This is a genomic window from Kitasatospora sp. GAS204B (assembly GCF_029892155.1).
GTDB lineage: Bacteria > Actinomycetota > Actinomycetes > Streptomycetales > Streptomycetaceae > Kitasatospora.
The window spans coordinates 123171-135939 of the sequence record NZ_JARZAG010000011.1; the positions used below are offsets into that span (position 1 = coordinate 123171).

Annotated in this window: 9 protein-coding genes and 1 pseudogene; 6 read left to right on the forward strand and 4 right to left on the reverse strand. The window is 73.5% G+C overall.

Annotated features, from left to right (window positions below; all coding sequences use genetic code 11):
- The first annotated feature begins 11 nt into the window (after positions 1–11).
- From P3T41_RS17245 to P3T41_RS17265, 5 genes are all read left to right on the forward strand, one after another.
- Complete coding sequence (locus tag P3T41_RS17245) at positions 12–1997, forward strand: biotin carboxylase N-terminal domain-containing protein (RefSeq protein ID WP_280690755.1); 1986 nt, start codon at positions 12–14, stop codon at positions 1995–1997.
- 16 nt (positions 1998–2013) lie between these two features.
- Positions 2014–3195 (forward strand): acyl-CoA dehydrogenase, encoded by a 1182-nt coding sequence (locus tag P3T41_RS17250; RefSeq protein ID WP_280690756.1) that lies wholly within the window; start codon positions 2014–2016, stop codon positions 3193–3195.
- A gap of 149 nt (positions 3196–3344) precedes the next feature.
- Positions 3345–4991: an AMP-binding protein gene (locus P3T41_RS17255; protein ID WP_280690871.1), complete on the forward strand. Its 1647-nt coding sequence runs from the start codon at positions 3345–3347 to the stop codon at positions 4989–4991.
- A gap of 157 nt (positions 4992–5148) precedes the next feature.
- A complete protein-coding gene (locus P3T41_RS17260; protein ID WP_280690757.1) occupies positions 5149–5778 on the forward strand; it encodes a TetR/AcrR family transcriptional regulator in 630 nt (209 codons plus the stop codon).
- A gap of 62 nt (positions 5779–5840) precedes the next feature.
- Positions 5841–8339, forward strand: coding sequence for a SpoIIE family protein phosphatase (locus tag P3T41_RS17265; protein WP_280690758.1), 2499 nt, complete (start codon positions 5841–5843; stop codon positions 8337–8339).
- Between the two features lie 78 nt (positions 8340–8417).
- On the opposite strand, the gene P3T41_RS17270 is transcribed toward P3T41_RS17265, so the two are convergent.
- From P3T41_RS17270 to P3T41_RS17285, 4 genes are all read right to left on the reverse strand, one after another.
- Complete coding sequence (locus P3T41_RS17270; RefSeq protein ID WP_280690872.1) at positions 8418–9863, reverse strand: MFS transporter; 1446 nt, start codon at positions 9861–9863, stop codon at positions 8418–8420.
- Positions 9864–9970: 107 nt separating this feature from the next.
- Positions 9971–10522 (reverse strand): TetR/AcrR family transcriptional regulator, encoded by a 552-nt coding sequence (locus tag P3T41_RS17275; RefSeq protein ID WP_280690759.1) that lies wholly within the window; start codon positions 10520–10522, stop codon positions 9971–9973.
- A 189-nt stretch (positions 10523–10711) separates the two neighbouring features.
- Positions 10712–11107, reverse strand: coding sequence for a cell division protein SepF (locus P3T41_RS17280; RefSeq protein WP_280690760.1), 396 nt, complete (start codon positions 11105–11107; stop codon positions 10712–10714).
- A gap of 295 nt (positions 11108–11402) precedes the next feature.
- Positions 11403–11915, reverse strand: coding sequence for a DinB family protein (locus P3T41_RS17285; RefSeq protein WP_280690761.1), 513 nt, complete (start codon positions 11913–11915; stop codon positions 11403–11405).
- A gap of 107 nt (positions 11916–12022) precedes the next feature.
- Here P3T41_RS17285 and P3T41_RS17290 point away from each other — a divergent pair.
- Positions 12023–12768: pseudogene (locus P3T41_RS17290) on the forward strand (SDR family oxidoreductase).
- Position 12769 lies beyond the last annotated feature (1 nt).

Consider the following 12769-nt stretch of genomic DNA (forward strand, 5'->3'; position numbering starts at 1 on the left):
GACGGTCCTACATGATCAATTCCCTGCTGGTCGCCAACCGTGGCGAGATCACCCGGCGGATCTTCCGCAGCTGCCGTGAACTCGGCATCGCCACCGTGGCGGTGTACGCCGACCCGGACGCCGAGGCGCCGCACGTGCGCGAGGCCGACGCGGCCGTGCGGCTGCCCGGCGCGGCCCCCGCGGACACCTACCTGCGGGCCGACCTGCTGGTCCGGGCCGCCCTCGCGGCCGGCGCGGACGCCGTGCACCCTGGCTACGGCTTCCTCTCCGAGGACCCGGCCTTCGCGCGCGCCGTGCTGGCGGCCGGCCTCACCTGGGTCGGCCCGCCGCCCGAGGCGATGGCCGCGATGGGGTCCAAGAGTGCCGCCAAGCGCCTGATGGCCGCGGCCGGCGTCCCGGTGCTGGCCCCGGTCGACCCGGCCGCCGCCACCGAGGCCGAGCTGCCGCTGCTGGTCAAGGCCGCGGCCGGCGGCGGCGGGCGCGGGATGCGGGTGATCCGCGAACTCGGCTCGGTCGAAGCCGAGTTGGCGGCCGCGTCGGCTGAGGCCGCGGCCGCCTTCGGGGACGGCGAGGTGTTCCTGGAACCGTACCTGCCGAGCGGCCGGCACATCGAGGTGCAGCTGCTCGCGGACCCGCACGGTACCGTCTGGGCGCTCGGCGAGCGCGACTGCTCGGTGCAGCGCCGGCACCAGAAGGTGGTCGAGGAGACCCCGGCCCCCGGCCTGGACCCCCAACTGAGGGCACGGCTGGCCGAGGCGGCCACAGCCGCGGCCCGGGCGATCGGCTACACCGGCGCCGGCACCGTCGAGTTCCTGCTGGCACCCGACGGACGGTTCTTCTTCCTGGAGATGAACACCCGCTTGCAGGTCGAGCACCCGGTCACCGAATGCGTCACCGGTCTCGACCTGGTGGCGCTACAACTGGCCGTCGCCGAAGGCGAGGCGCTGCCCGCCGAACCACCGGCGCCCAGCGGTCACGCGATCGAAGCCCGGCTCTACGCCGAGGATCCGGCGACCGACTGGCAGCCGCAGAGCGGCACCTTGCACCGGATCGAGTTCCCGCCCGCACACGACGGCCTGCGGATCGACTCCGGCGTCGAGAGCGGCAGCACGGTCGGGGTGCACTACGACGCCATGCTCGCCAAGGTGATCGCCTGGGCGCCGACCCGGGCCGCCGCCGCGCGCCGACTGGCCGACGCCCTGGCGCGGACCCGGATCCACGGTCTTACCACCAACCGCGACCTGCTGGTCCGGGTGCTGCGTCACCCGGCGTTCTTGGCCGGCGAGTTGAGCACCGCCTTCCTCGCCGAGCACGCCGCCGACCTGCTGCCCGCCACCCGTGACAAGCGCGAACTGCCGCTCGCCGCCCTGGCCGCCGCGCTCGCCGACGCCGCCACCCGCACCAGCCCGCTGCCCTCCGGCTGGCGCAACCTCTCCTCCCAGCCCCAGGTCAAGCGCTACCGGGCCGCTGACGGTGAGGAACTGACGGTCCGCTACCAACACACGAGGAACGGCCTGCGGGCCGAGGACCACCCGGGCGTGCGTCTGCTCGCTGCCAACGCTCAGCAGGTCACCCTGGAACTGGACGGCCTGCGCCGTACCTTCCAGGTCGCTTTCTACGGCAGCACGGTCGAAGTCGACGCACCGTCAGGATCCGTTGGCCTCACCGCACTTCCCCGTTTCCTCGAGCCGGTCGAGCAGCGCGCCCCCGGGGCCCTGCTCGCCCCGATGCCCGGCACCGTGATCCGCCTCGCCGTCGCCGTCGGCGACCGGGTGACGGCGGGCCAGCCGCTGCTCTGGCTGGAGGCGATGAAGATGGAGCACCAGGTCACCGCCCCGGTCGACGGCACGGTGACCGAACTGCGCACCGGTGCCGGGCAGCAGGTGGACCTGGGCGCCCTGCTCGCCGTCCTCGAACCGGACGTCCTCGAACCCGAGCGTCCCACGCACCCCGAACGCGAGCCCGCACCTGCACCCGCACCCGAAGCCGCCAGCTGACCGGAGGACCTCCCGCATGTCCGCATCCAGCACCCCCGAGAGCCCCTTGATCGAGACCCCCGAGCGAATCGCGCTGCGCAAGGCGGTGGGTGACCTCGGCCGCCGCTACGGATCGCCCTACTTCCTGGCCAAGGCTCGTGCCGGCGAGCACACCGACGAACTCTGGTCCGAGGCCGGCAAGCTGGGCTTCCTTGGCGTCAACCTCCCCGAGGAGTACGGCGGTGGGGGCGCCGGCGTCTACGAGCTGTCGATCGTCCTGGAGGAACTGGGCACCGTCGGCTGCCCGTTGCTGATGCTGGTGGTCTCCCCGGCGATCTGCGGCACGATCCTGGCCCGGTTCGGCACCGAGGAGCAGAAGCGCGCCTGGCTGCCCGCCCTGGCCGACGGCAGTCGCCGGATGGCCTTCGCGATCACCGAGCCGGACGCCGGCTCCAACTCGCACAAGCTGTCCACCGTGGCCAAGCGCGACGGCGCGGACTGGATCCTGAACGGCCGCAAGGTGTTCATCTCGGGCCTCGACGGCGCCGACGCCGTGCTGGTGGTCGGCCGCACCGCCGACGCTCGCACCGGCAAGCTGAAGCCCGCGCTGTTCATCGTGCCGCGCCAGACCCCGGGCTTCGAGTACCGCCCGATCCCGATGGAACTCCTCTCGCCCGAGCGGCAGTTCCAGGTCTTCCTGGACGACGTCCGGCTGCCCGCCGACGCCCTGGTGGGCGACGAGAACGCCGGCCTGCAGCAGCTCTTCGCCGGGCTCAACCCGGAGCGGATCATGACCGCCGCCTTCTCGCTCGGGGTAGCCCGCCAGGCTCTGAACACGGCCGTCGAGTACGCCAGGACCCGCACCGTCTGGGACGCCCCGATCGGCGCCCACCAGGGCCTTGCCCACCCGCTCGCGCAGTGCGCCATCGAGGTCGAGTTGGCCCGCCTGATGATGCGCAAGGCCGCCCATCTCTATGACGCGGGCGACGACATGGGGGCGGGCGAGGCCGCCAACATGGCCAAGTACGCCTCCGGCGAGGCGGCCACCCGCACCGTCGACCAGGCCGTGCAGACCCTCGGCGGCAACGGCCTGACCCAGGAGTACGGGCTGGCCGCGCTGCTCGCCGCCACCCGGGTCGGCCGGGTGGCGCCGGTCAGCCGGGAGATGATCCTCAACTACGTCGCCCAGCACACCCTGGGCCTGCCGCGCTCGTACTGACGCGGCCTGGTCCCGGACCCGCTCCGCCCGGCAAGATCCGCAAGAGAGACCCCAGTTCGCCGGGGCGCGCGTGCGCGCCCCGGCGCCCGGGTAGCACCTCCGGCACGGTCCACCCGGCCGTGAGTCGCCGAACCGCAGGAGTTCCCATGGTGTTTCGCAGCGAGTACCCCGACGTCCCCGTCATCGACCGGCCGTTGCACGAGGTGGTGCTGGCCGACGCCGCCCGCTACGGCGACCGGCCCGCCCTGGTCGACGGCCTGACCGGCGAGACGGTGAGCTACGCCGAACTGGTCACCGCGGTCGGCCGGGTGGCCGCCGGGCTGGCCGAGGCCGGGGTGGTCAAGGGAGACGTGGTCGCGCTGCACAGCCCCAACTCCATCGCCTTCCCGATCGCCCTGTACGCGGCGGGCAAGGCGGGCGCCGTGGTCACCACCGTCTCCTCGCTCGCCACCCCCGAGGAACTGGCCGGCCAGCTGCGCGACAGCGGAGCGACGTGGATCATCACCGTCTCGGCGCTGCTGCCCGTCTCGCTGGCCGCCGTTGAGCTGGCCGCCACTGAGCTGGCCGCCGCCGATGGCAAAGCCGTCCGCGAGATCATCCTGCTCGACCAGGGCGGTCCGGCGGCCTACCGCACCCTGGCCGACCTGCGCGCCAGTACCGCCCCCGAACCCGAGGTCACCATCGACCCGGGCACCGACCTCGCCGTGCTGCCCTACTCCAGCGGTACCACCGGCCTGCCCAAGGGCGTGATGCTCACCCACCGCTCGATCGCCACCAACCTGGCCCAGATCGATGCGGTCGAGGCCGGCGTGGTGGGCGAGCGGCTGATAGCAGTTCTGCCCTTCTTTCACATCTACGGTCTGGTGATCCTCCTGCATCGCCCGCTGCAGGTCGGCGCCACCGTGGTGGTGCTGCCCCGCTTCGATCTGGAACAGTTCCTGCGCACCATCGAGGAGCAGCGGATCGAAGGCCTGATAGTGGCCCCGCCGATCGTGCTGGCGCTGGCCAAGCACCCGATGGTCGACGCCTTCGACCTCTCCTCGATCCGCTACGTGCGCAGCGCCGCCGCCCCGCTGGACGCGGACCTCGCGGCGGCCTGCGCGGCCCGGCTGGGCCTGCCCACCGTCCAGCAGGGCTACGGCATGACCGAGCTGTCGCCAGCCACCCACCTGGTCCGGCTGGACGACCCGGCGCCCGCGCCCGGGTCGGTCGGCAAGCTGATCGCGGCCACCGAACTGCGGGTGCGCTCGCTGGCCGCCGACGGCGAGCGCGCCGCCGGGGGAGCCGAGCCGGCCGACGGCGAGCGGTCCGGGTCCGGCGAGGACCTCGGGGTCGGCGAGCACGGCGAGATCGTGATCCGCGGCCCGCAGGTGATGAAGGGCTACCTCGGCCGGCCGGCCGAGACCGACACGATGATCGACGCCGACGGCTGGCTGCACACCGGCGACGTCGGCTATGTGGACGAGCGCGGCTACCTCTTCATCGTCGACCGGGTCAAGGAGTTGATCAAGTACAAGGGCTACCAGGTCGCGCCCGCCGAGTTGGAGGCGCTGTTGCTGACCCACCCGCAGATCGTCGACGCCGCGGTGATCGGTGTCACCGGTGAGGACGGCACCGAGCGGCCCAAGGCCTTCGTGGTCCGCACCCCGGGCAGCGAGCTGACCGAGCCGGAGGTGATCGACTTCGTCGCGGCCCGGGTCGCGCCGTACAAGAAGGTCCGCGCGGTCGGCTTCCTGGAGGCGGTGCCCAAGTCGGCCAGCGGCAAGATCCTGCGCCGCGAGCTGCGCGGCCGCTGACCGGGGATCCGTTACCGCCCCCTCTCTGCCCCCGGCCCCCATCTGCGAGGATGCGGTGGCCGGGGGTCCGCACCCCCGCATCCCGCACCCCCGCACCACCGGGCCGCTCCCGCCGAGTCGGCCCCACCCCCCCCACACCCGTCCGGAGCGCACCGCCATGACCACCGCCGCCCGCACCCCGCAGCAGGACCGCAGCCGTGCCACCAGACGCCGCCTGCTGGAGGCCGCCGTCGAGTGCCTGGCCGAGCTGGGCTGGAACGGCAGCACCGTCACCGTGGTGGCCGAACGCGCCGGGGTGACCAGAGGCGCCGCCCAGCACCACTTCCCGACCCGCGAGGACCTCTTCACCGCCGCCGTCGAACACGTCACCGCCGAGCGGCTGGCCGCCGTCCGGGCCGACACCGAGGAGCTGCCCCCGGCCGGCCCGGCCCGCACCGAGGCCGTGGTCGACCTGATCGTGCGCCTCTACACCGGGCCGCTGTTCCGCGCCGCGCTGCACCTGTGGGTGGCCGCCGCCACCGAGCAGCAGCTGCGCGAGCGGATCGTCGCCCTGGAGAACCGGGTCGGCCGCGAGTCGCACCGCGCGGCGCTGGAGTTCCTCGGGGTGGACGAGAGCGCGCAGGGCGTGCGCGAGTCCGTCCAGGCCACCCTCGACCTGGCCCGCGGCCTGGGGCTGGCGAACCTGCTCACCGACGACGCCGCCCGCCGGGCGCGGGTGGTCCGCCAGTGGGCGCGGATGCTCCAGACGGCGCTCGACGAGGCGTCAGCTGACGACGCACCGGAGTGACACCGGGTCATCCCCTGCCGCGCGCGGTCGCCGCGCCGCCGATCAACGGGCAGTCTTGAGGAGTGCACGCACCTCAGCCCGGCCCCCCGCCCGAGGGGGGCACCCAGCCCGGCGGTTCCGGCGCGGGAGCCGGCGTGGGCGGGCCCGGGATCGCCCCCTCGAGCCTGGACGGCCACCGCCTGGTCCCGCTCGCCACCGCGGTGCTGGACGCCGACGGCGTGGTCCTGCACTGGAGCGAGGACGCCGAACGGCTGCTCGGGTGGCGCGCCGAGGAGATCGTCGGACACCCGGCCGCGCCGCTGCTGACCAGCCGCGATCACCACACCGAGGCGCTGGCGCTGTACGAGCGCGTGCTGTCCGGACGCCGCTGGTCGGGCGTCTTCCCGGTGCGGCACAAGGACGGCCACCAGGTCGAGCTGGACTTCCGCACCTACGGCATCCGAGGGCCGGGCGGGCGGCCGCTGGTCCTGGCCACCGGCTCCGACGTGCGGGCCATCAAGCAGGTGGAGGCCAACCTCGCGGTACTGGAGGGCTTCTTCACCCAGTCGCCGATCGGCCTGGCCGTCTACGACACCGAGCTGCGCTACGTCCGGATCAACCAGGCGCTGGCCCGGATGAACGGCCTGTCGGTGGATCAGCACCTGGGCCGGCGGCTGGACGAGGTGCTGCCCGGCATCAACACCACCGAGATCGAGGCGGTGATGCGCGAGGTGCTCGCCACCGGCGAACCGGTGGTCGACGCCCGCTCCTACGGCCGCACCCCGACCGAGCCGGGCCGCGACCGGGCCTGGTCCGCCTCCTACTTCCGCCTCGCGGACCCCGCGGGACAGGTGCTCGGCGTCAGCTCCTCGATCATCGACGTCACCGAGCGGTTCCGGGCCGAGGCCCGCGCCGCCCGGGCCCAGGAGCGGCTCACCCTGCTCGCCGAGGCCACCGCCCGGATCGGCACCACCCTCGACATGCAGCGCACCGCCGAGGAGCTGATCGCCTCGGTGGTCCCCAAGTTCGCCGACTTCGCCACCGTCGACCTGCTCGATCCGGTCCTCCAGGGCGAGGAACCAAGCCTGCTGGCCCCCGACCAGGGGGTGCTGCTGCGCGCGGTGGCCGCCGGCGAGGTCACCGGGTCGGGCCTGGTCGGCGTGGCCGACGCGGTCGGCGAGACCACCGCCTACGACTCCAACCGCAACTACACCAAGAGCCTGCGCAGCGGGAAGTCGATGGTGATCGCCAAGATGGACGAGCCGACGCTGCGCAAACTGGCCGCGCGCAAGGAGCGGGCCGAGCCGGGCCTGGCCGCCGGGATCCACTCCTACCTGCTGGTGCCGCTGCTGGCCCGCGGCATGGTGCTGGGCGGCGCCGAGTTCGTCCGCACCCGCAACCCCGAGTCCTTCACCGAGGCGGACGTGGCGCTGGCCGAGGAGCTGGTCGCCCGCACCGCCGTCAGCATCGACAACGCCCGCCTCTACCGGCGCGAGCGGGACACCGCGCTGACCCTGCAGCGCAGCCTGCTGCCGCAGGAGATCCACCGCACCCTCGGTCTGGAGATCGCCTACCGCTACCTGCCCAGCAGCCTGGTCAGCGAGGTCGGCGGCGACTGGTTCGACGTGGTGCCGCTCTCCTGCGGGCGGGTGGCGCTGGTGGTCGGCGACGTGATGGGCCACGGGATCAGGGCGGCGGCGACGATGGGTCAGCTGCGCACCGTGGCGCGCACCCTGGCCACCTTGGACATGCCGCCGGCCCAGGTGCTCGCCCGGCTCGACGAGACCGCCACCGGGATCGGCGAGGGCCAGTTCGCCACCTGCGTCTGCGTGGTCTACGACCCGGTGGACCGCAGCTGCACGGTGGCCTGCGCGGGCCACCTCCCGCCGGTGGTGATGGGCCCGGACGGCGACGCCCGGTCGCTGGAGGTGCCGCCGGGCGTGCCGCTGGGGATCGGCGGGGTGGCGTTCGAGAGCGTCGAGTTCACCCTGCCGGAGGGCAGCATCCTGACCCTCTACACCGACGGCCTGGTCGAGCGGCGCGGCGAGGACATCGACCAGGGCATCAACCAGCTCTGCACCACGCTGGCCGCCCGCGGCCGCACCCTGGAGGCGCACTGCGACGCGGTGATCTCGACGTTGGTGGGCGGCGGCACCGAGGACGACGTGGCGATGATCATGGCGCGGGCGCTGCCGCTGCCGAGTGACCGGATCGCCACCCTGCCGCTCACCGGCGAGGGCCCGATCCCCGCGCTCGCCCGCCGCTTCACCCGCAGCACGCTGGCCTCCTGGGGCCTGAGCCCGCTCGCCGACTTCGCCGAACTGCTGGTCAGCGAGCTGGTCACGAACGCCTTGGTGCACGCCCAGCAGCCGCGCCGGCTGCGGCTGTTCCGCGACCGGATGCTCACCCTGGAGGTGGCCGACGCCGGGCGCCAGGCCCCGCGGCTGCGCCCGGCCGGCTCGGAGGACGAGGGCGGGCGCGGAATGAACCTGATCAACGAGCTGGCCCAGCGCTGGGGCAGCCGGCCGACCAAGGACGGCAAGGTGGTCTGGGCGGAGCTGGAACTGCCGCTCGGCAGCTGAGCCGAGCGGCCGCACGTTCCGTCGGACCCGGCCTCCGCTGCGCCGTCGCATCGGCGCGCCGCCACCTTGCTGCGCAGGTCACGCTCGGCGCAGCAGCCGCCAGGCCAGCCCCGCACCCAGCAGCACCAGTACCGCCGCGCAGAGCGCCGCCAGGCTCATGCCCTGCACGAAGGCCGAGCGCGCCGCCTCGGCCAGTGCCTGCCCGGCCGCGCCCGGCAGCGCGTGCGCCGCCTCGATGGCCGCGCCGAGCGACTGGTGCGCCTTGGCCGCCGTCGCCAGGTCCACCCCCGGCGGGGTGCCGACCGCACCCGGATAGACCGCGGTGAGCACCGAGCCGAAGAGCGCGATGCCCAGTGCCGTGCCCAGCTCGTAGGCGGTCTCCGAGACGGCGGAGGCGGCCCCCGACTTCTCGGCGGGCGAAGCGGTCAGCACCAGGTCGGAGGCGAGCGTGTAGACCAGGCCCTCGGCGGCGCCGACGCCGAGGAAGACCGCCGCCAGCACCAGGTACGGGGTGTCCTGTCGCAGCCAGCCCAGCATCCCGAGCGCCAGCCCCAGCAGGACCATGCCGCCCGCCAGGGCGCCCCGGGTACCGGCCCGGCGGGCCATCCGGGCGGTCAGCACCGAGGCGACGGCCGCGCCGGCGAAGGCCGGCAGCTCGGCCAGCCCGGCTCGCAGCGGCGAGTAGCCGCGGACCAGTTGCAGGTACTGGGAGGTGAAGAAGACCACGCCGGCCAGCCCGAAGACGGCGATCAGCGCGCCCAGCACGGCCGCGGTGAACCGGCGGTCGGCGAACAGCCGCACGTCCAGCAGCGGTGCGGTCAGCCGCAGTTGACGGCGGACGAAGAGCCAGAGCCCGAGCACGCCCAGCACGGCGGCCAGCGGCACGTCCCAGCGCGCCACCCCGTGTGCGGCCGCCTCCTTGATCGCGTAGACCGCGGCGATCAGGCCGGCCATCGAGCAGAACACGCTGGGCAGGTCGAATCGCCCCGGCTCGGGGTTCCGGGACTCCGGCAGCAGCCAGCCGCCGAGCACCAGCAGCAGGGCGACCAGCGGGAGGTTGAGCAGGAAGACCGAGCCCCACCAGAAGTGCTCCAGCAGCAGCCCGCCGACCAGCGGACCGGCGGCGGCGCCCGCGGTGGCCGCCGCGCCCCAGATGCCGATCGCCCTGGCCCGCTCCCGCGCGTCCGGGAAGAGCGCGCGGATCAACGACAGGGTGGAGGGCATGATGGTCGCCCCGGCGACGCCGAGCAGCGCGCGGGCGGCGATCAGCCAGGCGGCGCTCGGCGCGTAGGCGGCCAGCAGGGAGGCCGCGCCGAACGCGCTCGCACCGATCAGCAGCAGCCGCTTGCGCCCGATCCGGTCGCTCAGCGCTCCCATGCTGACCAGCAGGCCGGCCAGCACGAAGGAGTAGCTGTCGCCGATCCAGAGCAGCGAGGTCGAGCTGGGCGCGAGCGTCTCAGTGATCGAGGGGATCGCCAGCACCAGCACGGTCGCGTCGACCACCACCAGCGTGACGGCCAGCACCAGTACCGCCAGGCCGGACCAGCGGCGGGGGTCGGCGGCGGGCGCGTGCGGGGCGGTGCGGGCGGTGCAGGCGGTGCTGGGGGTGCTGGGGGTGTGCAGGACGGCGGTCACGAGGTGCTCCTTCGCAGGGCTCCGCCGAGGAAGAGTTCGGTGAGGGCGAACGCGCTGTCGCGCGGGGCGAGCCGGCCGTCCTGCACGGCCCAGCCGACGCCGGCCAGCAGGTCGAAGAAGGCCTCGCTGAGCCAGCCGGCCGGCAGCTCGATCCTGAAGGCTCCCTCCTGCTGCCCGCGCAGGAAGAAGGCCCGGACCCGGGCGTCCTGCTCCTCCCAGAGCGCGCAGAGCTCGGGGTCGTCGAAGAGCTGGTTCTCCCCGGCCAGGAAGGCGCAGAGCGCCGCGTCCGGGACCAGCACCTCGACCAGCCGGCGCAGCGCCGCCGCCGTGTCACCGGTCTCGATCGCGGCGGTGTCCAGCGCGCTGTTGTAGCGGCGCAGCCCGAGCAGGCCCACCTCGCGGATCAGCGCGTCGCGCCCCGGGAAGATCCGGTGCAGCGAGGCCCGGCTGATGCCGGCGACGCGCGCGATCTCGTCCAGATGCGCGGTCGGCTGCCGGGAGAGGACGGTGACGGCTGCCTTGAGTACCGCGTCGCGATCGATGGCCATGAGACCAGGGTAGCTCATTTGAGACATCCATGTCTCAGCTGAGACAAGTCGTGTGCGCGCGGCCGCGCTTCGGGGCAAGGAAAAAGCCGGTGGTGGCCCGCTTGGGGCCGCCACCGGCTCGCCTCACCGCCGACCGCTCGGGTCGGCGCTGCTCGCTCAGTTCAGCTCTGCTCGCTCAGGTCCGCGTGCTCAGCTCTGGTTGTAGAACCCGCTGTCGTCCAACGGCCGGTCGATCACCATCACCTCGACCTCCGGCGGCGTCAGCAGGAACACCCGCCGGGCGATCCGCTCGATCCCGCCGCGGGTGCCGAAGACCAGGCCCGACGCGAAGTCGACCATCCGCTTGGCCTCGCCGTCGTCCATCTCGGTCACGTCCATGACCACCGGAGTACCGGCGCGGATGTGCTCGCCGACCGTGCGGGCGGATTCGAATCCGGTGGGCTTCACCGAAACGATCTTCGCCGGGTTCGGCAGCATCGGAACCGTGTCCGCGGTCGCCCACGGCTCTTCCTCGTACACCGCGGCTGGGTAGCTCCCGGACGGCATCAGCCACCCGTTGTGGTGCTCGTCGCGAAGTGCTCCCATGCCGCGCCTCCCTGTCCTGTCCCCGTCTGGCTCCGGCCTGCTGACGCGTCGTCCACTCACCGGAGCTGTCCGAGTATCGCACTGATCACCGCTTCGGCGCCCGCCCTGGCACGCCGTTCGGGTTGTGGCGTGTGCCAGTGGCACAAGCCGTCCTCACCGAGAGGGGACGCCGCAGGTCGGCGGGTGGTTGCACGGTGCGCCCGGGATCATTCCGACCTCGTCCTCGACCGGCCGTTCGAGGCTGTCGAGTTGACGACTGGTCACATCTCGGTGACGCCGTCGGTGACCCTCGCGGCTACTCTCCGGTGACCCCGTCGACGCATTCACGCAGCAGGTCCGCATGCCCGTTGTGCCGCGCGTACTCCTCGATCAGATGGACCTGGATCCAACGCAGCGTCACCTCTTCGCCACCGCGCCGCCGCTTGCCGACGGTCTCCAGTGGCAGCCCGCACACCGCCTGCTCGGCGAGTTCGATCTGCCGGCGCCAGGTGGCGAAGGCCTCGGCCGGGTCGGCCTGGTCCGCCCCGTTGAAGTCGAAGTCCGGGTCCTCGGCGGTGCCGTAGACCGCGGTGTCCTCGCCGCCGAGCAGGATGACCTGGTACCAGTAGGACTCCACCTCGGCGAGATGGCGGACCAGCCCGAGCAGGCTCAGCGTCGAAGGCGGCACCGAGCGCCGCTTGAGCTGCTCCTCGGTCAGGCCCGCCGTCTTCACCGCCAGCGTCTTGCGGTGGAAGTCGAGCCAGGCGGCGAGCATGGTGGCCTCGTCGGCGGCGTATGGCGGGTCGGTGCGCTCGGTCGCGTCGGTCATGTGCGCCATCCTGGCGCAGCAGGGGACGGCGCCGCGAGTCGATTCTTCCGGACGTTAGGCTCTCGGCGGCAGCACAAAGCCGGGCCGGAACGCTTACGGAGGACCGCATGTCACGACCCGTCACCCTGGTCACCGGCGGCGGCCGGGGGATCGGCGCAGCCGTCTGCCGGCGGCTGGGCGCCGACGGTCACGACCTCGCGATCGGCTACCGCCGGGACACCGAGGCGGCCGAGAAGCTCGCCGAGGAGCTCCGGGCGGCGGGTGGTGCGGCGGTCGCGATCCGGCTCGACACCGCCGTCGAGGCGGAGGTGGAACGGTTCTTCGACCGGGCCGCCGAGCAACTCGGGGCGGCCACCGGCCTGGTCAACAACGCCGGTGTGACCAGCCCGCGCGGGCCGCTCGCCGAGCTGCGCACCGAGGACCTGCGCCGGGTGGTGGACGTCAACCTGGTCGGCTACCTGCTCTGCGCCCGCCGGGCCGCCCGCGACTGAGAGGGTCCGCCAGTAGGGGGCCGGCGATCGTCAACGTCTCCTCGGCGGCGGCCACCCTGGGCAGCCCGGGTGAGTACGTGCACTACGCGGCCACCAAGGCGGCCACCGACGCGCTGACCATTGGCCTGGCCAAGGAGCTCGGTCCGGCCGGGATCCGGGTCAACGCCGTCTCGCCCGGCACCATCGAGACCGAGATCCACCAGCTGTCGGGCGAGCCAGGACGCCCCGCCCGGGTCGGCCCCAGCGTCCCGCTGCGCCGGGCCGGGCGCCCCGAGGAGATCGCCGGCGCGGTCGCCTGGCTGCTCTCCCCGGACGCCTCCTACACCTCGGGCGCGATCCTGCGGGTCGCCGGCGGGCAGTAGC

Coding starts and splice junctions, on each gene's coding strand:
- P3T41_RS17245 (WP_280690755.1), top strand. CDS start 12: ATGATCAATTCCCTGCTGGTCGCCAACCGTGGCGAGATCACCCGGCGG.
- P3T41_RS17260 (WP_280690757.1), top strand. CDS start 5,149: ATGACCACCGCCGCCCGCACCCCGCAGCAGGACCGCAGCCGTGCCACC.
- P3T41_RS17250 (WP_280690756.1), top strand. CDS start 2,014: ATGTCCGCATCCAGCACCCCCGAGAGCCCCTTGATCGAGACCCCCGAG.
- P3T41_RS17285 (WP_280690761.1), bottom strand. CDS start 11,915: ATGACCGACGCGACCGAGCGCACCGACCCGCCATACGCCGCCGACGAG.
- P3T41_RS17275 (WP_280690759.1), bottom strand. CDS start 10,522: ATGGCCATCGATCGCGACGCGGTACTCAAGGCAGCCGTCACCGTCCTC.
- P3T41_RS17280 (WP_280690760.1), bottom strand. CDS start 11,107: ATGGGAGCACTTCGCGACGAGCACCACAACGGGTGGCTGATGCCGTCC.